Source organism: Catenuloplanes nepalensis (assembly GCF_030811575.1).
Taxonomy (GTDB): Bacteria; Actinomycetota; Actinomycetes; order Mycobacteriales; family Micromonosporaceae; genus Catenuloplanes; species Catenuloplanes nepalensis.
The window spans coordinates 3,586,619-3,609,307 of record NZ_JAUSRA010000001.1 but is presented as its reverse complement, the minus strand read 5'-3'; the positions used below and the strand labels follow the sequence as shown (position 1 = coordinate 3,609,307).

The following is a 22,689-nucleotide window of genomic DNA, read 5'->3' as shown; positions in this document are numbered from 1 at the left end:
GGGGATGACATGGGCAAGACCGTTCTCGTGGTCGACGACTCCGCGTCGGTGCGGCAGGTGGTCAGCATCGCGCTCAAGGGCGCGGGCTACGACGTGCTGGTCGGCACGGACGGCAAGGACGCGCTGGCCAAGCTGGACGGGCGCCGCATCCATCTGATCATCTCCGACGTGAACATGCCCAACATGGACGGCATCACGTTCGTGACCGAGGCGAAGAAGCTGCCGGCGTACAAGTTCACGCCGATCATCATGCTGACCACGGAGTCACAGGAGGACAAGAAACGCCAGGCCCAGGCGGCCGGCGCGAAGGCGTGGGTGACGAAGCCGTTCCAGCCGGAGCAGATGCTCGCGGCCGTCAGCAAGCTGATCGCGCCGTGAGCGGGGTTGCGAGCGCATCATCGGCTCGGCGGACCCGCGGCGTAGCGGGGAGCCCGGCATGAGCGGCGTGGAGCTCTCCGGCGAGCTGACCATCCACGCCGCGGCCGAACAGGCGCCGCGACTGCTCGCCGCGCTGGAGGAGAAGAGCGTTCTGCGGGTACGCCTGGCGGACGTCACCGAGATCGACACGGCCGGACTGCAGATCCTGCTGCTGGCGCGGCGGGAGGCGGCCCGGATCGGATCCACGGTCGAGTTCCGGGACGCGAGCCCGGCCGTGCGGGAGGCGCTGGCGATCGCGCACCTTTCACTGGAGGCACTGTCGTGAGTTTCTCGGACGACGACACGACGGAAGCGCTGGACATCTTCATCACCGAGGCCCGGGAGCTGCTCGAAGCCCTGGAGGAGGGGCTGCTCGGGCTGGAGTCGGACCCGGACGCGGCGGAGACCGTGAACGCGGTGTTCCGGTCCGCGCACACGCTGAAGGGGTCGGCCGGGCTGTTCGGGCTGACGCACCTGGTGGGCTTCACGCACGTGGTGGAGACGCTGCTCGGGCACGTGCGCGAGGGCGAGGTGCGGGTCACGCCGGAGCTGATCAGCGTGCTGCTGCCGTGTGCGGACCACATCGCCGGGGTGATCGAGGGGGTGGCCGCGGGGCGGTTGTCGGCCACGGAACCCCAGGAGGCGGCCGGGGCCGCACTGCTGGCGCGGTTGACGCCCTTCCTGCCCGGCGTGTTCGCGGTGGCTCCACTTCCCCATGACATTCCGGACCCGTCGCCTCCGGCGGAAGTGACGCGGGGATGGCGGCTGACCCTGCGGTTCGGGCCGGACTGCTTGCGTAACGGCATGGACCCGCTGTCATTCGTGCGTTATCTCGGGACGTTGGGGACGATCGACCGGGTCGCGGTCGACGACTCCGCGCTGCCGGACGCGGCCGACATGGACCCGGAGACCAGCTATCTCGCGTTCGAGGTCGACCTGATCACGGACGCGCCGAAGCCGGAGATCGAGTCGGTCTTCGAGTTCGTCCGCGACGAGAGCGACATCCGGATCGCGCCGCTCGCCGCCGCGTCCTACGTGGACTTCATCGAGGCGATGCCGCAGCGGGACCGGCTCGGCGACGTGCTGCTGGAGAGCGGCGCGGTCACCCCGACCGAGATCGACACCGCGCTGCGGATCCAGCGGGAGCGCTCGCTGTCCGTACCCATCGGCCAGGTTCTGATCGAAGAGGGTCTGGCCGACCCGGCGGTGGTCGAGGCCGCGCTCACCCGCCAGCGCAAGGTCGCCGACAGCCGCTCCGGCGACACCCAGACGATCAGGATCGACGCCACCCGCCTCGACCGGCTCATCGACCTCGTCGGCGAACTCGTCATCGCCCAGGCCAGCACCACCGTGCTCGCCGCCGGCGCCGAGGCCCAGGGCGAGGTCACCCGCCTCATCGACGAGGTCCGGCACAGCGCGCTCTCGCTCCGCATGGTCCCGATCGGCATGACGCTGCGCCGCTTCGAACGCGTGGTCCGCGACGTCTGCGTCGACCTCGGCAAGGAGGTCGCGCTGACCATCAGCGGCGGCGACGCCGAGATGGACAAGGCCCTGGTCGAACGGATCAGCGACCCGTTGCTGCACCTGGTGCGCAACTCCCTGGACCACGGCATCGAGCCGCCGCCGGAACGCGTCCGCGCGGGCAAGCCGGCCCAGGGCACGCTGCGGCTGCACGCCTACCACGACGCCGGCAACATCGTCATCGAGGTCGCGGACGACGGCCGCGGCCTGGACCGCGACCGGATCCTCGCCAAGGCCGTGGACCGCGGCCTGATCCCCGCGTCCGCCACGCTGTCCGACGCCGAGGTCTACGACCTGATCTTCGAGCCCGGCTTCTCCACCGCGGAGACGGTCTCCAACCTGTCCGGGCGCGGCGTCGGCATGGACGTGGTGCGGCGCAACGTGGCCGCGCTGCGCGGCAGCATCGAGGTCGAGTCCGTGCGCGGCCACGGCGCCACGATCCGCATCCGCCTGCCGCTGACGCTGGCCATCATCGACGGCTTCCTGGTCGGCGTCGGCCCGTCCTCGTTCATCGTGCCGCTGGACCGGGTCACCGAGTGCGTCGAACTGCCGCCGGGCCCGCGCGGCCGGGACTGCATGAACCTGCGCGGCGAGGTGCTGCCGTTCATCCGGCTGCGGCACATCTTCGGCATCCCCGGAACACCGGCCCGCCGCCAGAACGTGGTGGTCGTGGAGCAGTCCGGGCAGCGCACCGGCCTGGTCGTGGACGCGCTGATGGGCGAGTTCCAGACCGTCATCAAGCCGCTGGGCCCGCTCTTCGCCAACCTGAAGGGCGTCAGCGGCTCCACCATCCTCGGCAACGGCGACGTCGCCCTGATCCTCGACGTCGGCCCCCTCGTCTCCGAACACACCGACCACGAACGCGCCCGCCAGGCCCCGGCCATGATCCCGGCGTAGGCGACAAGGAGACCAAGACCCGGCGACGCCGCGACGTGGAACGCACCGCGTTCCCGGGGCCGGTGAAGGGCCGGCCCCGGAAACGCGGTCAGACGCGGGACAGCGCCCGGTCGCTGACCACGCACTGCATGCCGAACTGGCGGGCCCGGCGGACGGCGAAGTCCGTGAGGCCCTGGGTGTCGGCGTAGTCCAGCGCTATCAGGTCCAGCTCCAGCTGGAGGAGCTGTTCGGCGATCTGGGCGTGGAACTCCAGGGTGTCGGCGGGCCAGGGGGCGTAGCCCTCCTCGGTCCAGCGGGCCGAGAAGGACTCGAAGACGACGCCGTCGACGATCTCGGCGAGGCGGGGGAGCATGCCGAAGCCACGGTTGGCCAGCAGGTAGGCGGGCTGGGCCTCCTCGCGGATCGCGCCGACCAGCGTGAGCAGGTGCGGCACGTCCTCGGGGTAGGTCAGCTCGACGTTCAGCGTGTCCAGGAACAGACCGTGGAAGCCCTGTGCCATCGCGGACTTCGCCTGGCCGACCACGTGCTCCACCCACAGTGGGTGCCCGACGTGGACGAACGCGCCGCCCCAGTCGGGGTTGCGTTCCTGGCGCTGCCACGGGGCCGGGGGACCGGTGTCCTCCGACAGTGACAGGTAGCCGAGCGTCTGCACGCCCTGCTCCGCCAGGTAGGTCAGCTCGGCGGGCTTGTAGAAGTCGGGCTGCAGCACCACGCGCGGGTACTCGGCCAGCTCGATCAGCTTGCCGTTGCCGTAGTAGAAGCAGATCGGGTCCTTGGCGCTCACCGCGGCCGCCCGTGCTCGGAGTACCACGCGAACGTGGTCCTGACGCCTTCCTCCAGCGGTACGGTCGGCTCGTACCCGGTCAGGGATCGCAGCAGTGTCAGGTCGGGGCAGCGGCGCCGGACCGAGCCGGGCGGCGCGTCGGACGGGGCCAGCGTGGCGGACGTGCCGGCGACGCGCAGGACCAGCTTGGCGAGGTCGCCGATGTTGGTCTCCTCGCGGTCGTTGCCGATGTGCACGATCTGCCCCGGCGCGCCCGGGGACGCCATCAGCAGCAGGATCGCCGAGACCGCGTCGTCCACGTGGCAGAACGCGCGGAACTGGTCCGCGCCCGGCACCGCGAACGGCTCCTCGTGGGAGAGCGCGCGCAGTGACATCTCCGGGATGACGTGGTCCGCGCCCATCCGCGGCCCGTACACGTTGTGGAACCGGCCGACCACGGCGTCGAAGCCGCGCGCCCGCGAGGTGTGGATGAACGCGGCCTCGCCGAGGAGCTTGCTGACCGCGTACGCGAAGCGCGGCGCGGTCACGTCGGAGATCTGCGCCGGGATGTTCTCCGGCGTCGGGACCGGCACGATCCCGGCGTCGACGCCACCGGCGTAGACCTCGCTGGTGGACGCGAAGAACACGCGTGAGCCGGGCGCGACCCAGTCGAGCAGGTGCATGGCCGACAGCGTGTTGACCCGCACCACCCGGGCCGGGTCCTTCTCCACGTTGCGCACGCCGACCACGGCCGCGAGCAGGTAGATCTGGTCCCAGCCCTCGGCGGGCAGCGCGGCCCACACGGCCGGGTCGGTCAGGTCGCCCGACACGACGTCGACGAGCGGAGACGAGCGCACGTCGGACAGGAACGCGTCCTCACGGCCCCGCGAGAAGTCGTCCACGATGGTCACTTCGTGACCGGACGCGACGAGCCGGCGGGCCAGGTGCAGGCCGATGAAGCCGGCACCTCCGAGCAGAAGAGCCTTCACGCCGAGACCGCCTCAGAGACCGAAGGAGCAGGAAGGTAACCCAGACCCGCGTACCGGATGCCCGCGTCGCGGACCGCGGCCTCGTCCAGCACCCGCCACGAGTCGTAGATGAACGCGGGCTTCGCGCCGGCCAGGATGTCCGGGATCCGGATCGCCCGGTAGTCCGGGTGGTCGTTGATGATCAGCACGGCGTCCGCGTCCGTGAACGCCTTGTCCAGCGAGACCGGCTCGCCGCCGTACTGCCGGATGACGTCGTCGCTGACCAGCGGGTCGTGCCCGATCACGGTCACGCCCGCGGCCGAGAAGACGCGCATCATGGTGGCGATCGGCGTGCCGCGCATGTCGTCCGTGGCCGGCCAGCCCTTGTAGGCCCAGCCGAGCACCGCGAGCCGCGCGCCGAGGCTGCGCCCGCGCGCCTCCTTGAGCATCTTCACGATCGTCTCGCCGACGTGGATCGGCAGGTACTCGTTGAGCTCGCGCGCCTTGCCGACCAGGAACGGCGGCCGATCGCCGGCGGAGTCGATCAGGATGTACGGGTCCTTGGACAGGCAGCCGCCGCCGACGTAACCCGGCTTGGCGATGTCCGGCCGCGGGTAGTCCACGTTCGTGGCCCGGATGACCTCCAGCGGGTCCAGCCCGTGCCGCTCCGCGATCAGCGCGATCTCGTTGCCGAACGAGTAGATCAGGTCGGTGTGGCAGTTGTTGGTCAGCTTGACCAGCTCCGCCGTCTCCAGACCCGACACGGTCTGGACGGTCTGCGCCAGGCCGGAGAAGAACTCCACACCAGCGTCCAGAGAGGCGGCGTCGAGACCGCCGATCACCTGCGGCAGCTCGACCAGCTCGCGCAGCGCCTGGCCCTGGATGGTGCGCTCCGGCGCCATCACCAGCTTGACGTCGTCGCCCCACGCGGCCCGCAGCTCCGGCAGCACCACGTTGCGCGACGTGCCGACCGGCACGGTGCTGCGCACCACGACCAGCGTCCCCGGGCGGCAGGACGCGGCGACACCACGCGCGGCCGCGGCCAGGTTCGCCAGGTTCGGGCGGCGGGTGATGTCGTCGACCGGCGTCGACACGCTGATCACGGCGACCTCGACGTCGGCGGGCAGCTCCGTGGAGACGAAGATGTCCTTGCCGACCCGGTTGGCGAAGATCTCCTCGATGCCGGGCTCGAAGATGTGCGGGCGGCCGCGGGACAGCGAGTCCAGGATCGCCGGCGACACGTCCGCGCCGTACACGGTGAAGCCCTTCTCGGCGAGGGCGGCGGTGAGCGTGAGGCCCACGTAGCCGAGGCCCACGACCCCGATCTTGCTTGGCATTGCGTTGTGCTCCTCTCGGAAGTGAGCGGTCAGCCGCAGATCGCGGCGGGCCGGTCGAGATCGCGTACGGTGACCGTGCCGGCGAAGCGCTCGGCCCGATAGCGGCCGCAGGCGGACGACACCGCGTCCCTGCGGACCGCGTAGTCGACGGCGAGCACGAACTTGCCCGCGTCGCGCAGTGCCCGGGTGTTCGCCAGGTTCTCCGTGCACCAGTCCTCGGTGCACGGTTCGTCGGTGGCCAGGTAGAACAGCTCCTCCATCGCGATCCCGTCGATGGCGGCCGTGTAGCCGGGGTGCTCGCGCAGCTCCGGCGAGTTCTGCGGAACGATGAGGAAGCCGGGCTTGCGCTCCTTCGCGTACTTGCTGATTTTGACGATCAGGTCGGTCATCTCCCGGCCGAGCGCGTCCCGGTCCCTTCCCTGCGCCGCGCCGAGGTCGATCTCCTCGTAGGCGAGCGGCGTGTCCAGGTAGACGCCGTCGAACCCGGACGCGATGGCCTGGTCGACGCGCGCCTTGATCACCCGGTCCCACCAGCGCGGATCCCAGTAGCGCACGAAGTACTCGCCCGGCCAGTCGCCCCACTCGTTGGCGAAGATCTCCGGTGCGTCCCTGCGCAGGCCTGGGTACTCCGGCCGGAAGTCCTCGAGGCTGCCGATCTCGAAGTAGGACAGCACCCGCTTGCCGGTCTTCTGGACCGCGCCGATCTCGTCCCTGCGGAAGAAGTCGCTGTGCGCGTCCCGAGCAAGATCAATGACCACCATCTGGTACGGCCCGGCCGCCAGCTGCTGCAATCCCCCCGACGGATAGTCCTGCAGCTGGTACGCCCAGGTGGTGATCTTCCCTGGAGCCGGCGCCGGAGGAGCCGGGGCCGAGGCTGACGGCGATCCGGGCGGCGCCGATCCGACACCCGAGTCGGAAGAAGGACCAGAAGGACCAGGCGACGAGGGTACGACGGAGGAGGACGCCGGAGAGGGTGACTCCCCGGCGCGTGGAGGCGGGGTGGTGCGGGGACCCTCGGCAACGAGTCCCCACACCCCGGCTGCCAGCAGCACCAGGACCACGGCCGTGACCGGGATCCACCAGCGCCGCCGCCACCGAGCCTGGTTCACCGGCGCTCCCCGGCGTTCCAGACGTCCTTGATCGTCGTCTCCAGCTCGCGCACCGGCGTCCAGCCCAGCTCGTCCCGGGCCCGGGTCACGTCCGCCCGGATCCAGGTCACCGCGGCCGACCGGGACGGACCCGCCCCGGCCTCGCGGATCGTCCCGGTCCAGCCGGCCTCGGCAGCGAGCAGCCCGACCGCCTCGCGCGCGGTCACCGCCCGCCCGCTGCCCGCGTTGTAGACCCGGCTCGGCACGTCCCGGGCCAGGACCACGGTGGTGACCAGCGCGGCCAGGTCCCGCACGTCCACGAAGTCGCGGTGTGCGCCGAGCGGCCCGAGCTGGATCTCCCCGGCGCCGTCGGCCACCGCGGCCCGGATCCGCGCGGCGGCCCGGCCGAGCAGCGTCTCCTCGCCCATCCCAGGCCCGATCGGGTTGAACACGCGCAGCGAGACCGCGTCCAGCCCGTCCGCGATCGAGAACAGCCGGGTGCCGGCGACGTGGCTGACGCCGTACGCGCCGACCGGCATCAGCGCGTCGTCCTCGCGCACGGACCGGCCGGGCTCGACCACGCCGTACTCACCGGCCGAGCCCATCCGCACCAGGCGCGCCCGGGGTGTCGCCGCCGCGGCCGCCTCCAGGAGCTTCGACGCGACCAGCGTGTTCGCGGCGAGCAGGTCGGTGGCGGTGCCGCCGAGCGCGCCCACGCAGCTGACGATCGCGTCCGGTGCGGACGCGCGCAGCAGCGCGGTCAGCCCGTCCACGTCGCCCGCGATCAGGTCGTGCTGGGCGCGGCCGGGCGTGAGCACCTCGGCGACGCGCGGATCCGCCGCGAGCGCGGACCGCACGTGCGCGCCGATGAACCCGGACGCGCCGAACAGGAGGATCCGCGTCACACCGGCTCCCCGGTCACGGCCTCGGGGGTGGGCAGCGGCGGCGGCGCCAGAATCGCCTCCGGTGTGGGCGGCACGATGATCCGCTCGCGGAGCAGGATCGGCTTGAGCTCCGCGAAGTTCCGGTTCGCCTCGTCGTAGTCCTCGGGCCGGCCGATGTCCAGCCAGAACCCCTCGAACGGGTAGATCGCCGCGTGCTCGTTCTTCGCCAGCAGGTCCAGGACCAGCTGGTCGAAGCCGAACGGCTCACCGGCCGGGTACGGCGCGATCGTCTTCCGGGACATGCCGTAGACACCCATGCTGACCGAGTACGTCAGCGACGGCTTCTCCCGGAACCCGGTGATCCGCCCGTCCGCGTTGTCCAGCACACCGAAGTCGATCCGGTGCACCCGCTCGGACGTGGCCACGGTGACGGCCGCGCCGGAGTCCGCGTGCGTGCGCAGCAGGTGACCGTAGTCCAGGTCGGTGAGCACGTCGCCGTTCATCACCAGGAACTCGTCCGGCAGGCTGTCCTTCAGCCCGAACAGCGGTCCCACCGTGTTGAGCGGTTTCTCCTCCTCCACGTAGTCGATCGTCAGTCCCCACTCGCTGCCGTCACCGACGAAGGCGCGGATCAGCGGGCCGAGATGGTTGATCGCGAGGGTCACCGAGGTGAACCCGCACGACGCGAGCTGCTCCAGCACGATCTGCAGGATCGAGTGGCTGTCCCCGATGGGCATCAGGGGTTTCGGCAGGGCCGTCGTGTACGGACGGAGCCGTACACCCTTGCCCCCGGCGAGGATCACCGCGTGCATCCAGACCTCCCCACGGTCGGTTGAGCTCGTGTCTTACCGGTAGTGCCGGGCCTGCCCGATGACCGGGACGAGACCTGCGGCGAAGAGCCCGAGCAGCGCGAGGACGCTGCCCAGGTAGAGCGAGGTGTCCAGGACCGGCCCGGCCCGCAGCACCGCGGCGGGCACCAGGTGGAGCGCGATGGCGACGGTCATGGTCATGCAGAGCCAGCCGAAGCGCGCGCGCCCGGCCAGCAGGAACGCCAGGTAGTACGCGCCGGCCAGCGCCACGTGCGCGGCCGTCATCAGCACGCCGGCCGTGGTGAGCAGCCCGGCGACGTGCAGGCCGATCAGCAGCAGCAGCGCGGCGACCGCCGGTGCGGCGAGGCAGGCGAGCACCTCGCGGGCGATCGACCGCCAGACGCCGGCGACGAACGCGGCCGGCCGGTGCACGCGGCGGGTCAGCGCCACGGTCTCGGCCCAGAACCGGTTGGCCCGCCACTCCACGAAGCCCATGCACAGGATCAGCGGGACGGCCGCGATCGCGATGTCCAGCCGGCCGAGCAGGTACGGCGCCTCCGCGTGGAACAGCAGCGCGGCCGAGGCCAGGCCGTAGCCGGTGACGCCGATCAGCGCGCGGCGCTCCGGGCGCAGCGACGCGAGCAGCGGCGGTTCCTTCGTCTCCTCCTCGCCGTGCCGGCGGGTGGTCGCCATCAGGGCGAACGCGTACGCGGCCGCGACGCCGAGCACGGTCACGCCGACCGACGCCAGCCGCAGCCCGGCACCGCCGAGGATCAGGTAGAGCGCGCCGAGCACGAACGCGGGCACCATGGACAGCGCCAGCCACAGCTCGCGGCGGTAGAAGACCACCAGCGTGGAGGCCATCTGGTAGGCGAGCTGGCCGGTCATCATCGCGACCAGCTCCGGCCCGCCGCCCCAGCCGAGCGCGACGATCACGCCGAGCAGCAGGCCCAGCGGTGGCCCGGCGACCGCGGACCAGAACAGGATCCGCGCGGCGGAGCGTTCCCGGCCGAGACCCAGCATGCGGTACGCCGCGTGCGCGGCCGTGCCGGACAGCACCCAGCCGAGCGTGCCGGCCGCGACCAGGCCGATGACCAGCGCGCGCATCCCGACCATGGCCAGCACGGCCGGGAACGCGGCGGACGGCAGCACGTAGAGCGGCCCGTGCGCGAGCGTGCGCAGCGCGTCCCGGCGGCCCTGGGTGAGCACGACCGGGTTCGGCTCGTCCGGCAGCACCGGCGACGGCGGGCCCATCCGCTTGTAGACCTCGAGCGCGAGCGCGAAGACGTCGGTGTAGCCGTACTCCACGCGGGCCGCGCGGTCGGTGTGGCCGTCCGACTCCAGCAGCGCCGCGACCTGTAGCGCGTCCACGGCCTTGCCGAGCTTCGGCCGCACCTTCTCGACCAGGTCGTCGATCGGGTCGGTGGAGATCTTCGGCAGCAGCACCGTGATGTCGGTGGCCGGCCCCTCGTGTTCGCTGGCCGCGCGGGCCGCGGCCATGATGCCGCCGCCGGCCCGGGACCGCCGGTTCCTGCTCGGGACCTCGTCGCCGACGTCGCTGGAGAGCGTCATCGTGCCTCACCGTCCAGCTTCGTGGTGTCGTCGGAGTCGAGCGTGAGCCGGGGCAGCAGCGTGGTCTCGTCGGAGCCGGGGCCGCGCGGTACGGGGAGTGTGCGGGGCAGCACCGTGGTCTCGTCCGTGCCGGTCGTCTCCACGGTCTCGTCGACGACCGCGGAGACCGGGACCGGCGGCAGCGGGGGCCACGCCGGGCGTACCCCCGGGTCTCTGCGCGGCACCGCCGCCATGCCCTTGCGGGAGCGCTGCTTCGGCACCGGCGCGACGCCCGGACGGGTGCGCTTCTCCGGCACCGGGACCCGGCCCTTGGTCTGGCCGCGCAGGTGACGCGGGGCAGCGGTCTGCTCGGCCGGCTTGGCCAGGCCCTCGTAGACGTTCCGGTACGCCTCCAGCGAGCGCCGCAGCGTGAAGTGCTCCAGCACCCGGGCACGGGCCGCCGCGCCCAGCCGCAGCCGGCGCTCCCGGTCCTTGAGCAGCGTGATCGCGGCCTCGGCGACGGCCTCGAAGTCGCGCGGCGCGACCACGATGCCGGTGTCCGCGACCGCCTCGGCCACACCGCCGACGTTCGTGCAGACCGTGGGCCGGCCGCACGCCATCGCCTCCACCACGGTGTACGGGAAGCCCTCGGAGATGCTGGTCAGCGCCACGATGTTGCCGGCGTGGTAGGCCTCGACCGCGTTGCCGACCCGGCCCTCCAGGGTGGCGCAGTCGGTCAGCCCCAGCTCGTCGATCAGCTCCTGGCAGGAGGCGTGGTAGACCCGGTTCGCCACCGGGGTGCCGCCGAAGATCCGAAGTCTCGCGTCCGGTATCTCCCTGCGGACGATCGCGAACGCGCGGATCAGCGTGTGCAGGTCCTTGAGCGGGTCGACCCGGCCCATGAACGAGATGGTCGGCGCGTCCGGCTCACCGGTCGCGGCCGGGAACTCGTCCGGCTCGACGCCGTTGTACATCGTCCACATGCGGTCCGGGTCCGCGCCGTTGTGCAGCTGCCAGCGCCGGTTGTAGGCCGAGTGCGGCGCGAGCACGTCGGAGATCAGGTAGGCCGCGCCGGCCAGCGACCGGAAGAAGCTGAGCACCAGCACCCGGACCGCGTGCGGCGCGCCGTCGTGCAGGTAGGCGATGTACCGCTCGCGCAGGTAGATGCCGTGCTCGGACATGACGATCGGCGTGCCGTACGCCCACTTCGACGCCATCCCGGTCAGCGTGGCCAGGCCGTTCATCGAGGCGTGCACGATGTCGGCCTTGACCGGGGGAGCGGACAGCGGGCGCATCATGTGCGAGATGAGCCAGGCCGCCTCCAGCGCGTCCGCGACCGTGGGCGTGGGTGCGGTCTCGTCCACGCGCAGGGTGTGCCACGCCTCGAGCATCATGTCCAGCGCCTCGTTGGAGACCAGCGCGGCGCTCAGGTCGCCGCCGTCGTTGGCGTACTCGAACAGGCCGCGCAGCGCCAGCAGGAACATGCTGCGGTTGACCGCGCCCTCCTCGGAACGGGTCGACTCCAGCGGGGTGACCAGCGCGCGCAGGAACACCTCGTACGACTCGACGAATCCGGCCCCGGGGCGGCGGACCGGCGCGAGCGCCCGGCCGAGGGGGCGGCGGCGCTCCGGCCGCGCCCCCCACAGCGGGATGTTGTGCACCCGGTCCAGGTTCTCCGGGTAGGCGAACGCCGGCTTCTCGGTGCCGTCGACCGTCAGGGCGACGACCTCCCACCGGTAGTCGGGCATGCCACGGATGAGTTGCTCGCACCAGACGCTGACGCCACCCATCGCATAGGGGTAGGTGCCTTCCGACACCAGCGCGACTCTCATCCGCGGCCCCCGATTCCTCTCGCCTTGGTTCCGTTGTTCTGTCGTGGTGCTGCTGTTAGAGGCGCGGCGCCGCCGCGACAACGACCGGCGGGCCGGCGCTGACCACGGTGACCGGCGCGGTGACCGCGGTGCCGTAGGTGGTGGCGTTCGTGACCGTGGTGGCCACGCCGCCGACCTGGACGGTGCCGCCGTTCGGGACCGACACCGTGATGGTTCCGGCGACCCGGTCGTAGACCGCGTTCGCGTTGGCGTTCAGCGCCGCGAAGTGCGCGTTCCGGGCGTCGGTGTAGGACGCGATCCCGGTCCACGGCGAGTTGATCAGCGGCACGTTGAACGTGGCCTCGAACCGGTCCATGACGTTGTCGACCCAGTCGGTGACCAGCGTGTTGCCGCTGCCGTAGTCACGCACGTTCGCGATGTGGAACGTGTGCGAGTAGATCGAGCCGGTGGCGACGTGCTGGAACCCGATCACGCCGGCCTCGTAGTCCAGGATCTGCTGGTACGTCCGGTCGGTCGGCCAGTACGGGAACAGGCCGTTCGGGCCGTAGAAGGAGTTGTAGAAGTGCGTCTCCTCCGGCGGCGTGGTGGTGTGGTAAGCGATGTTCGTCGGCCAGTCCGGCACCAGCTTGATGCTGTTCTTCAGCGGGTGCACGATGCTGGTGTTGAAGTTCGCCGGCTTGTGGCTGTTGAACGACATGTTGCCGTGCACGTGCGTGACGCCGGCGAACGCGGCCGCGTCCAGGAACGCCTGGTTCGAGCCGGCCAGGCCGTAGTCGGTGGGCGGGCCGGTGTCGTCGTCCGGGTTCGGGTTGTAGACGCCCAGACCGGAGTACTCCGGGGTCTTCAGGACCGTGGCCGGCACGTTGAGCCCGATGTTCGCACCCCGGGTGGCGTTGTCCTGGATCTCGAACAGCGAGTCCGCGTAGTTCGTGTGGTTCAGCTCCGGGTGGTTCGTGGTGTGGTTGAGCCAGCGGAAGCTGTCCTTCAGGCACTTCGTGGTCGAGGTGAGCGTGGTCTCGTCACCGTTCGGGTAGCAGGTGTCGCCCGCGAACGTGTCGATGTCCGCGCCGTTGTAGGCCAGGTTGAACTTGAACTCCCCGGCCTTCGGGTGCGCGGTGCTCAGCGCGGTCTGCTGCGCGGCCAGGTTGACCGTGTCGTGGCCGCTGACCCGGAAGCCCGGGTCGTACTCGATCGTCCCGTCCTCCTTGTAGTGGTCCGCGCTGTTGAACCAGTCGTCGATGTCGACGTTCAGGTGGTGCTTGCGCTCGCCGAGGAACAGGCCCTTGGTCGCCCACTCGAACAGGCCGTAGACCAGCAGGTCCGACTGGATCAGGTTGACGTTCGAGGTGAACGTCAGCGCGATCTTCTCCCGGCCGCTGGTGGTGGCCTTGACCGCGAGCACGTTGCCGTTCGCGTCGTTGAGCAGCGCCTGGCCGTTGCAGCCGGAGACCAGCGAGGTCCGGTAGACCCACGACTCCTGGACCGGGATCTGCGCCGACGGGTTCAGGTAGTCGAACACGCCCGCGCCCGCCGTGGTCAGCGACGCCGGCAGCACCGTGTCACCGGTGACGCCGCCCTCGGAGACGCCGTTCAGGCAGTACGTCTCCGGCCAGGTGCCGTAGCTGGTGTAGAGCGCGGCCTGGCGGACACCGAAGTTCAGCTCGTAGTTCCAGAGCAGGTTCCACTCGGTGGGGTCGAGCGCCGACGAGAAGTTCGGCAGCAGCAGCATGCTGTTGGTCAGCAGGATCGCGTTGTAGTTGCCGACCGAGCCGGTGGTCAGCGTGGCGGTGGTGATGTTCGTGGTCGCCGCGTCGAGCACGTCGTACTTGGCGCCGACCCGGTCCAGCGTGGCCTTCCAGGTCGCGACGCCGAAGTCGTCGGTGCCGACGCCGATGATCAGCGCCTTCAGCATGACCTGGTCGTTGACCAGCGCGGCGCGGGCGGCGGCGGAGCCGGCCTTCGGCGCCACCTGCGGGACGCTGCCCGACCGCTTCGGCAGCGGGCCCGGCACCTCGAACGCCGGCGTGTCGACCTGGCCGAGACCGGGGACGGACGGCGGCTGGGCGCTGGGCGCGGCCGGGAGCTGTGCGCTGCCCGGCGTCTGGCCGCCGAGCACGACCGCGAGCGCGGTCAGCCCGGCGAGTGCGATGCGCGCCGCGGCACGGCGGCGCGTGGGTCCGGTGAGGACCATGTGGTGAACCTCCGATGAGGAGCCGAGTGAGTTGTCCATCCAGGACTGTCCGGCCTGGCCGGGGCCCGGGACGGCGGTGCCCGGCGAAAACAATGGAGAACGCTGGCAATGATCGCAAGGGGCCCTCTGCCCGCGATTTGCGCATTGACGCCGCGGTGCGCGAGTGGTAGCGGAAAACCACCGGAAAATCGTTTGCAGCCATCGAGATCAATCCAGGTCTCTATGGATGCGAGTCCTGTTCATGGTCTTGACGTGGGCTTTCCGGGTGCGTGTGTAACGGCCGGCTAACGCCGTGGACATGGGTGCGGTGCAAATTCCGGTGCGGCCGGACCGCCGGAGCGCATCGGTCGAACGTCGCTAGATCGCTACGCAGAGCGTTCGCTATGCCCGCAAGGAGTGACGAAAACGACCGGACGGGTCGGCAACCTCGGCCGTACGGGGGAGGTGTGGGTCATCCGGACGGCCGACCGGGATCGGGCGTGCGTGAATCGGGCACAACCGGTCCTGATCATCCCATGTAGAGCAATCAGGGCGTGCCGTCCAAAGCGAGCGGCGTGTTACCCGCGATAGCGCGTTGACCTCGGTAATCGCGGGAAAGCGCGATCCGGTCTCGCTCGAAATTGAAACGGCTGTGCTGTCGGGAATTCACCGCACAGCCGCCCAATGACGAGCGATCGCGAATCCGGGCGTCATTTCCGGAGAAAGGTGCCGTCAGATATCCGGCACTACTGGCCGGACGGGCCGGAGGGGTCTATTGTGCTTCCCTCACGGTCAGCGACGTCCACGCTCCAACGTAGACACGGTCGCCCGGCCGCAGCGGGAACGGGTTTTCCGCCGGGATGGGGGCACTCGCCGGATCGTTGACGTATGTCCCGTTAGCGGAGCCCAGGTCCACGATGGACCACTTTCCGCCCTCGTTGAGCAGCAGCGCGTGCGTGTGCGAGACGCCGGGGTCCTCCGGCGGGCTCGCCAGGTCGATGTCCGGATGCACGCCCCGGGACCGGCTGCGGCGGCCGATCAGCAGCCGCTCGCCGGTCAGCGGGAAGCGGCGCTGCGCGGCGAACCGCGGGAACACCATGCCGCCGGCGTCCTCCCCGCCCTGCGCGACGACACCGTCGAAGTAGGCCCGGTCCGCACCCACCACGACCTCCAGCCGGCCCGCGGGCTGTGCGGCCGTCCCAGCGGCTCCGGGGCCCGTCCGCGGGGCCGACCCGGCAGCCGGGCCGGCAGCCGGGCCGGGCGGCGGGATCGGTGCGGTGGGCGTCTCCGGCAGCGGCGGCGCCAGCAGGAAGTCGTATCCGTCGACCTCGCAGAACCGCCCGTCCTGCGGGGTCCCGCACCGCGGGCATCCGGGAGACACCGGTTGCGTCACGTCCGGATCCGGAGCACCGGATCCGGTGACGGCATCCGGAACCCGGGCGCCGTCCATCGGCGCGCCGCAGGTGTCGCAGTAGTCGAGCGTCGCGGAGTCGTGCCCCTTCGGGCAGGTCGCCGTCGTCATGGCCGTCCTCAGCCCTCCTGCTGCCGTTGCACCCGGACCGTCTTCGTGGACCGGACGTTGATGATCTCGACGTTCTCGTCCGCGGCGCGCCGCTTCAGCCGGACCGTGCCGGTCCTCGCGTCCTCGACCTCGACCACCCGGGCGAGCAGCTTCGCGGTGTCCGTGTGCCCGGTCTCCTCGGCCAGCTGCACGGCGCGGCCCAGCTTCGCGGTGGCGGTGTCCTCGTCGCCCGCGTCGCGCGCCTTCAGGCCCTCCTGGATCGCCACGGCCAGCTCCGCCTGCCCGGTGTAGTGCGCCACCCGCTTGTTGATCCGGGTCGAGCGCGCGGTGTCGTCCGTCCACGTCGCCAGGATCAGCCTCTCGGTGAGCACCTGCCCGCCGGCGACCAGGCTGACCCGGCCGGCCAGGATCTCCTCGCCGACCGCGTCCGGCTCCACGTCGACCGTGATGTGATAGTCCCGGCTCTCCGCGCCCCACGCGCCGGTCGGATACTCGCCGATCCGCGCGCTCACCTCCGTGCGCCGCGCGGTCAGGTCCTCCACCTGCGGGAACACCTGCTTGACCGACTTGATCACCGAGTTCGCCGGGGTCCACAGCCGCAGTGCCACGTCCGCCGTCGACTTGCCCTGCGCGGCCCTGGTCATCGCCGTGAACGACGCGGCCAGCCCGGACGGGGACTCCAGGCCGTCCGCGGTGCCGAGCAGCGCCGAGGAGATCAGCCGCAACTCCTCCGCGACCCAGCCGTGCCCGACGCCGCGCGCGTCGCAGATGAACTTCCCCTCGCACGCGGCCAGGACCCGCTCCAGCTGCTCACGTGACTCGTGCTGGTTCTCGCCGTCGGTGAGCAGGATCGCGTGCTTGATGTCCGCGTGCGTACCCGCGAAGACGAAGTTCGCCAGGTCCAGCCAGCGGCCGATCGCGGTGCCACCGTTCGCCCACAGCCGGCCGATCGCGGCGCGGGCCTCGCTGCGGGTCCGCGCGTCCGCCACGACCGTGCCCGGCTCGCGTGGGTAGACCATGGTCGCGGCGCCGTTCCCGGCGATCACCGCGAACGGCGTACCGTCGGGCAGCGTGTCGACCGCGGTGGCGGTCGCCTTCTTCGCCTCGGTCATCTTCGTGGCCGGCGCGGCCATCGACCCGGACACGTCCACGATGATGATCTGCGCGGTCCGCGCACCGGCCGCCTGGCCGCCGCCGCTCCCGCCGGTCGCGGTCACGGTGAGGATCGCGTCCACCGTGCGCCCGCCCTCCGGCAGGAACTCGTTCTGATCCACCTCCGCCTCGAACCGCGGCCCGTTACTCTCCTCCGCCATCACACTCTCCTCGATCCCGTGTTCGCCTCGGCGACGGCGACGGGCAGGACCGCCACCGCGATGTTGTCGTCGCCACCCGCGTCGATCGCCAGCGAGGTCAGCGTGCGGGCCAGCTCCACCGGCGGCGCGCCGGAGGTGAACGCCGCGGTCAGCGTCGCGGGGGAGGGCAGGTAGCGGGAGAGCCCGTCCGTGCACGCGACCACGTGCCCGGGCCGCGCCGGCCGGAAGTGCCGGACCCGCGCCGTCACCTCGCCCGCGTCCGCGCCGAGCCAGCGCACCAGCGCCCGCGAGTCCGGATCCACGTCCGCCAGACCGGGCGGCACCGGCAGCCCGGCCTCCCGCAGCGCGGCGATCGAGTCGTCCACGGTCAGCTGCTGCGCGTCACCGTCCGCGCCCACCCAGTAGGCGCGGCTGTCACCCACCCAGCCCACGGTCACGCCGTCCACCGCCACCACCACGGACACGTAGGTGCAGCCCGGCGGCGCGTCCCCGTCCTCGGCCCGCCCGGTCGCCGCCGCCGCGCGCGCCGCGACCGTGGCCGCGTGCCGGGTCGCGGCCAGCCCGCCCGCGCCGCCCGCGAGCGCCTCCAGCAGCGCGGACACGCCCGCCTCGGCCGCGTCGGTGGCCGCCTCGTCCGCGCGCCGGGCCGTGGAGATCCCGTCACAGACCACGGCCGCGACCGCGTCACCCGCGCGCCCGACCGCGACCGCGTCCTCGTTGTGCCGCCGCCGCGCCCCCCGATCGGTCACGGCCGCGACGCCGTCCATCGCCGGTGCGGCCCGGTCCCGTGCCGAGCTGACCCGCCGCCCGCACTCACCGCACCACCCGCCCGCCGCCTTCGCGGCAGCGCCGCACGCGGCACAGACCCCCCGAGTCTCGCGCCCCGACCGCCACGCGTAACCGTCACCTTCCCCGGCATCCCGCAAATCCCGCGAGGGTACGGTGGCCACGCTCGCGCCGCTCCAGCCGGTCCCCCGGGCGGCCCCGTCAGCCGACGGGGCGGACATCCCCGCACCGCGCGTCGCGGCGCCCTCCGGGCGCGTCCCCCGCGCCCGATCGTCTCCCGCCGCCGTGCCCGCGGGAGCCACCTGTCCGGCCGGTCGTGCGCTGGCCGGTCGTGCGCTGGCCGGTCGTGCGCTGGCCGGTCGTGCGCTGGCCGGTCGTGCGCTGGCCGGCTGGGCGTCGGCCGGCTGGGCGCTGGCCGGCTGGGCGCTGGCCGGCTGGGCGCTGGCCGGCTGGGCGCTGGCCGGCTGGGCGTCGGCCGGCTGGGCGTCGGCCGGCTGGGCGTCGGCTGTGTGCGCGCCGGTCTGGGGGAGGGCTCCGTTGCGGGCCTGCGGCCGGGGGTAGGGCCGTGGGCGCGGGCGGGGTGCCGGGAGCGCGCCGGTGTGCAGGTTGCGGCCGCAGACCTCGCAGAACGTGGCGTCCTCGTCGGCGGGTCCGTGCTCCGGGCAGGCCGGGTGCGCGCTCACACCAGCGTCCTCGGGCGCACCGCGTTCGCGCGGTCGACCAGCGCATATCGTTCCTCGCGGGTTCGGGCGTGCTGGGCCAGCACGCGGTAGGTGCGCTCCAGCCCGAACCGCACGCCGCGCTCGGTCAGCGTGTTGCCGAGGATCCGCTCCGGCACCTCGGACGCCGCGCCGTTGTCGCCGAGCCACTCCAGCGCGGCCTCCAGCAGTTCCGCCGCGAGCCACGACTGCCGTTCCGTGTCCAGCGCCAGCCGCTCCAGCCGCCGGGCCGCACCGAGCAGGTCATCGACCGCGCTCGCGCCTGTGCCGCTGGTGCTCGCGCCTGTGCCGCTGGTGCTCGCGCCTGTGCCGCTGGCGCCGGCGCCTGTGCCGCTGGCGCCGGCGCCTGTGCCGCTGGTGCTCGCGTCTGTGCCGCTGGCGCCGGCGCCTGTGCCGCTGGCGCTCGCGCCTGTGCCGCTGATGCCAGCGCCACTCGCGTGCGCGCTGCCGACTGCGCCGTTGCCACCCGCGCCGCTCGTGCCGGTGCTGCTCATGTGCGCGTCGCCGGTGCTGCCCGTGCCGGTACTGCCCGTGCCGGTGCTACCGGCGACCGTGCGGATCGAGCCACCGGCGATGCCGGCGCGGGTGGCGGCCACCTGGGCGGTCAGGTAGTGCGCGGAGCTCTCCGGCACCTGGTCCAGCACCGTCAGCGCGCCGGCCCGGTCGCCGGCCGCGAGGCGCAGCCGGGCCAGCCCGAACGCGGCGCTGAGGAATCCGCGATCGGCCGCCCAGACCCGCGCGTAGTGGCCGGCCGCCGCCTCGAGGTCGCCCGCGCACTCGCAGGCGGCCGCGAGCGCGAGCCGGGCCGCCCGTTCACCGGGCAACGCGTGGTATACCGCCTCGAACGCGTCCCGGGCCGCCACGGCGTCACCGGCGGCGAGCGCGGCCAGGCCCCGGTGCCAGTCGACCCGCCAGTCCAGTGGGTCCTCCGCGGCCAGCTCGTCCAGCTCCGTGCCGGCCCGGTCCAGCGCGCCGGCCTCGATGTGCGCCCGGACCAGCCGGAACGAGACCTCGGGGCTGTCCACCGGCGCGGCGGTCAGAGCGGCCACCACCTCGGCCGGCGTGCCGGTCCCGATCGACGCGAGGAAGCCCGCTCCCGGATCCAGCACGTCCACCAGCGGCGTCGGCAGCGCCGCCGCCACCTCGCGCAGGTCCGGGCCGGGATCGCCGGACGCCTGTCGTGCGGCGCCGCCCACGGAACCGGTCCGGGCCGCGCCGGCGCCGGCCGGCCGGTCCATGCCGGGCCCGCCCGCCGCGGTTGCGGCCCCGGTCCCGGATGCCCGGTGGCCCGCGCCGGTTCCGGCCGCGAACCGGCTTGTTCCGGCCGCGAACCGGCTTGTTCCGGCCGCGAACCGGCTTGTTCCGGCCGTGAACCGGCTCGCACCGGTTCCGGCTGACCGGCTCGTGCCCGGGCCGGCGGACGCGACCGTGGCGGTTCCGGGCGCCGGGCCGCCCGTGGCGGCCGGTGAGCGACCCTGCGCGGCGGTGAGTGCGGCGGTGAGCGCGGTGCCCGGGCGGAACGCGGCCGTGGTGTCGCCGGCCGCGGTGCCGAACGGGCGGCGTTCCGGGGTGAAGCGCAGCGACGTGCTCGGGCGTGGGGTGCCGTCGGTGACGGACAGGACCTCGCGGAGCACGCCGAGCAGCTGCTCGCTGAACTCGGCCGCGGTCGCGAACCGGCGTTCCGCGCGCGGGTGGGTGGCCCGCCGCAGCACCCGGTGGAACGCGTCGTGCTCGGCCAGCAGCGGCGCCTCGGCCGGTGTCGGCAGCCGGTGCGCGTAGGTGCTCGTCCAGCCGCGGGTGCCGAGCGCGAGGACGGCCAGCGTGCGGCCGACCGTGTAGAGGTCGGACGCGACCGACGGGCCGTCCTCGGCGATCTCCGGCGCCTGGTAGCCGGGCGTGCCGTAGATCGCGGAGTCCGCGTCGGACAGGTGCCGGACCGCACCCAGGTCGATGAGTTTCAGCTGCTCCTCGGCCTGGATCACGTTGTCCGGCTTGAAGTCGCAGAACAGCAGGTCCCGGCCGTGCAGGTAGTCGAGCGCGGGCAGGATCTCCACGCCGTAGGCGATCACCTCGGGCAGTGGCATGCCGGCCGCGCCGGTCTGCTCGCGCCGCGCGACCAGCAGGTCCTTCAGCGACTCGCCGCCGACGTACTCCATCACGATGTAACCGGCCGGCTCGCCCGTCTTCGGGTCCGGGTGCTGCACGAAGTCGTGGATCTTGACGATGTCGGGGTGGTCGATCTCGACCAGGTAGCGGCGCTCGGTCACCGCGGCCGCGGCCGCATCCGGGTCGGACGTGTCGATCAGCCCCTTGAGCACCACCCAGCGGTCCGACACGGAGTCGGACACGTGCCGGTCCCGGGCCAGGTAGATCCAGCCCAGGCCGCCGTACGCGAGCGCGCCGAGCACCTCGTACCGGTCGTGGACCAGGTCGCCGGTGCCGAGCCGGGGCACGAACGAGAACGCGGTGCCGCAGTGTGGGCAGAAACCCTCGGTGCGGCCTGGCCTCCCGTCCCGCGCGCGCCCGACCGGCTTGTCGCAGCCGGTGCAGTACCGCTTCGTCTCGGCCACGACCGGCTCGGCCATCACCGCGGCGGCCGGGTCGCGCATCGGTACCCGGGTCATCTCGACCAGCCCGGCGCCGAGCCGTCCGCGCCCGCCGGCCGTGCGTGCCGAGCGGGAGCCGCGGGTACGGCCGGTGCCGGTCCGCGCGGACCCCCGCGTACCCGCTGCGGTGGCTTGTGATCGAAGGTCGTCCGGGGCCCGGTGGCCGCACTCGTCGCAGTAGCCGTCCGGGCTGTACCGCCCGGGGCAGCCCGGTCGCCGGCAGTCGGCACTCATCTGGGTCGCTCCCCTCGCGGAGGTTCGGTGTTCCAGGCCGGGATGACGGTCGGCTCCGGGCCGGCGCCGGCCAGCGCGCGCTGGTAGGCGACCACGGCCACGGTCGCGGCCGGCAGGTCGCACGGCGACGTGTAGAGCAGCGTCTCGGCCGCCTCGTGCAGCGTGGCCGCGTGCCCGTCCTCGATCAGGCCGAGCCGCGCCGCCTTCGCCCGATATGCCGACAGCCGCCCGCGCAGCTCGGTGCGGCGGCGCAGCAGCCCGTCCGCGGCCTCGAACAGGTGCCCGGCCCGTTCCAGCGCGGCGGCCGCGCCCCGCTCCGCCGCGTCCAGCTCGTCGCCGAGCCGCGCCCAGCGCCGCTCCCGCTGGATCTCCGCGATCTGCCGCAGGTGGGCGCGCAGCGACCCGGCCGCGGCCGGCGGCTCCGGCAGCCCGGGCGCGAGGATCTTCTCGTGCACGGTGCGGAACACCTCGGCGGTGCGGTGCTCCGCGGCCGCGACCGCGTCCACGTCCCGGGTCAGCCGGTCCAGCCGCGCGGGCGCGGCGTCGCGCAGCCGGGCCAGCCCGGCCAGGTTCGCCGCGACGCGGTTGACCTCCTCGGCCAGGCCACGCAACCGCGCCACCGCCCGCCGGTCCGCACCCGCGCCGACCGCGCCGAGCGGGTCGGCGAGCGCGGCGAGGTGCTCGACTGCCAGCCGTGCGTCGATGTCCGCGAGCGCGGCCTCGGGTCCGCCGTCCCGCGGGGTAGAGCTGCTCGCGGTGTCGCCGAGCCCGGCCGCGGTGGTGCGGGCGCGGTCGAGCGCGGTGGTCAGCGGCGTCATCCGTTCGGTGATCGCGGCCAGCGCGGTCCGTACCCGCGCGCACTCGGCCTGCACCTCCGCGGCCTGCCGTTCCAGGTCGTCCGCGAGCGCGGGCAGCGTCAGCGACGGCGGCCCGGCCTCGACGACCATGCCGTCCGGGTCGATCGCCACGGACGGGCCGCGCAGCAGCGCGGTCAGCCCGTGCAGGTCGGCCGCGCCCGGCCGGGCTCCGGCGGCGGCGCGGGCCGCGCGCGCCTGGTCGAGCCGGGCGCCGAGCGCGGCGAACCGGGACCACAGCACGCCGGTCCGGTGCAGCGTCTCGGTCGCCACCCGCGCGGTCCGGCCGGTCAGCCCGGTGCGGCGCAGCGCGGCCAGGCCCGGGTGGTCGTCCAGCCAGTACATGGCGGCGGAGATCCGGTCGTGCGCCGCGGTGAGGCCGACCAGCGCGGCGTCGGCCTCGTCCCGGCTCATCGGC

At 72.9% G+C, this 22,689-nt stretch carries 18 protein-coding genes; 4 read left to right on the top strand and 14 right to left on the bottom strand.

Going from position 1 to position 22,689, the window contains the following annotated elements; translation table 11 throughout:
• Positions 1-9: 9 nt before the first annotated feature.
• From J2S43_RS15470 to J2S43_RS15460, 3 genes are read left to right on the top strand one after another with little or no spacing between them, the layout of a single operon-like run.
• Positions 10-378: a response regulator gene (locus J2S43_RS15470; protein ID WP_306829752.1), complete on the top strand. Its 369-nt coding sequence runs from the start codon at positions 10-12 to the stop codon at positions 376-378.
• A gap of 58 nt (positions 379-436) precedes the next feature.
• Positions 437-703 carry an STAS domain-containing protein gene (locus J2S43_RS15465; RefSeq protein WP_306829750.1) on the top strand — a complete coding sequence of 89 codons (267 nt, stop codon included), beginning with the start codon at positions 437-439 and terminating at the stop codon, positions 701-703.
• The gene (locus tag J2S43_RS15460) at positions 700-2,835 is read left to right on the top strand and encodes a chemotaxis protein CheA (protein WP_306829749.1); all 2,136 of its coding nucleotides are present in this window, start codon (positions 700-702) and stop codon (positions 2,833-2,835) included. Before J2S43_RS15465 ends, J2S43_RS15460 begins: the two co-directional genes overlap by 4 nt.
• Positions 2,836-2,923: 88 nt before the next feature.
• Here the strand turns inward: J2S43_RS15460 and J2S43_RS15455 are convergent, their stop codons facing one another.
• The 12 genes from J2S43_RS15455 to J2S43_RS15400 all read right to left on the bottom strand — a co-directional run bounded on the left by J2S43_RS15455 (position 2,924) and on the right by J2S43_RS15400 (position 17,821).
• Positions 2,924-3,619 carry an endo alpha-1,4 polygalactosaminidase gene (locus J2S43_RS15455; RefSeq protein WP_306829747.1) on the bottom strand — a complete coding sequence of 232 codons (696 nt, stop codon included), beginning with the start codon at positions 3,617-3,619 and terminating at the stop codon, positions 2,924-2,926.
• Entirely contained in the window at positions 3,616-4,587 is a 972-nt protein-coding gene (locus tag J2S43_RS15450) for an NAD-dependent epimerase/dehydratase family protein (protein WP_306829743.1), read from the bottom strand. The genes J2S43_RS15455 and J2S43_RS15450 overlap by 4 nt, the downstream gene beginning before the upstream one ends.
• Positions 4,584-5,903, bottom strand: a complete 1,320-nt coding sequence (locus J2S43_RS15445) for a nucleotide sugar dehydrogenase (RefSeq protein ID WP_306829741.1) — start codon at positions 5,901-5,903, stop codon at positions 4,584-4,586. The genes J2S43_RS15450 and J2S43_RS15445 overlap by 4 nt, the downstream gene beginning before the upstream one ends.
• 29 nt (positions 5,904-5,932) lie before the next feature.
• Entirely contained in the window at positions 5,933-7,012 is a 1,080-nt protein-coding gene (locus tag J2S43_RS15440) for a glycoside hydrolase family 191 protein (protein ID WP_306829739.1), read from the bottom strand.
• A complete protein-coding gene (locus tag J2S43_RS15435) occupies positions 7,009-7,896 on the bottom strand; it encodes an NAD-dependent epimerase/dehydratase family protein (protein WP_306829737.1) in 888 nt (295 codons plus the stop codon). Before J2S43_RS15435 ends, J2S43_RS15440 begins: the two co-directional genes overlap by 4 nt.
• Positions 7,893-8,687: a sugar phosphate nucleotidyltransferase gene (locus J2S43_RS15430; protein WP_306829736.1), complete on the bottom strand. Its 795-nt coding sequence runs from the start codon at positions 8,685-8,687 to the stop codon at positions 7,893-7,895. The genes J2S43_RS15435 and J2S43_RS15430 overlap by 4 nt, the downstream gene beginning before the upstream one ends.
• A 33-nt stretch (positions 8,688-8,720) precedes the next feature.
• Positions 8,721-10,256, bottom strand: coding sequence for a hypothetical protein (locus J2S43_RS15425; RefSeq protein WP_306829734.1), 1,536 nt, complete (start codon positions 10,254-10,256; stop codon positions 8,721-8,723).
• Positions 10,253-12,052, bottom strand: a complete 1,800-nt coding sequence (pelF, locus tag J2S43_RS15420; RefSeq protein ID WP_442320035.1) for a GT4 family glycosyltransferase PelF — start codon at positions 12,050-12,052, stop codon at positions 10,253-10,255. Before pelF ends, J2S43_RS15425 begins: the two co-directional genes overlap by 4 nt.
• Before the next feature lie 70 nt (positions 12,053-12,122).
• Positions 12,123-14,258, bottom strand: coding sequence for an Agd3-related carbohydrate-binding protein (locus J2S43_RS15415; protein WP_306829730.1), 2,136 nt, complete (start codon positions 14,256-14,258; stop codon positions 12,123-12,125).
• Positions 14,259-15,009: 751 nt separating this feature from the next.
• The gene (locus tag J2S43_RS15410; protein WP_306829728.1) at positions 15,010-15,759 is read right to left on the bottom strand and encodes an FHA domain-containing protein; all 750 of its coding nucleotides are present in this window, start codon (positions 15,757-15,759) and stop codon (positions 15,010-15,012) included.
• Between the two features lie 8 nt (positions 15,760-15,767).
• Positions 15,768-17,072 carry a vWA domain-containing protein gene (locus J2S43_RS15405; RefSeq protein ID WP_306829726.1) on the bottom strand — a complete coding sequence of 435 codons (1,305 nt, stop codon included), beginning with the start codon at positions 17,070-17,072 and terminating at the stop codon, positions 15,768-15,770.
• Positions 17,072-17,821, bottom strand: a complete 750-nt coding sequence (locus J2S43_RS15400; RefSeq protein WP_306829724.1) for a PP2C family protein-serine/threonine phosphatase — start codon at positions 17,819-17,821, stop codon at positions 17,072-17,074. Before J2S43_RS15400 ends, J2S43_RS15405 begins: the two co-directional genes overlap by 1 nt.
• A 322-nt stretch (positions 17,822-18,143) precedes the next feature.
• Between J2S43_RS15400 and J2S43_RS15395 the strand changes: the two genes are divergently transcribed.
• The gene (locus tag J2S43_RS15395) at positions 18,144-18,419 is read left to right on the top strand and encodes a hypothetical protein (RefSeq protein ID WP_306829722.1); all 276 of its coding nucleotides are present in this window, start codon (positions 18,144-18,146) and stop codon (positions 18,417-18,419) included.
• 118 nt (positions 18,420-18,537) lie between these two features.
• On the opposite strand, the gene J2S43_RS15390 is transcribed toward J2S43_RS15395, so the two are convergent.
• Positions 18,538-21,417, bottom strand: a complete 2,880-nt coding sequence (locus tag J2S43_RS15390) for a serine/threonine-protein kinase (RefSeq protein ID WP_306829720.1) — start codon at positions 21,415-21,417, stop codon at positions 18,538-18,540.
• The gene (locus J2S43_RS15385; RefSeq protein ID WP_306829719.1) at positions 21,414-22,685 is read right to left on the bottom strand and encodes a hypothetical protein; all 1,272 of its coding nucleotides are present in this window, start codon (positions 22,683-22,685) and stop codon (positions 21,414-21,416) included. The genes J2S43_RS15390 and J2S43_RS15385 overlap by 4 nt, the downstream gene beginning before the upstream one ends.
• Positions 22,686-22,689: the final 4 nt, after the last annotated feature.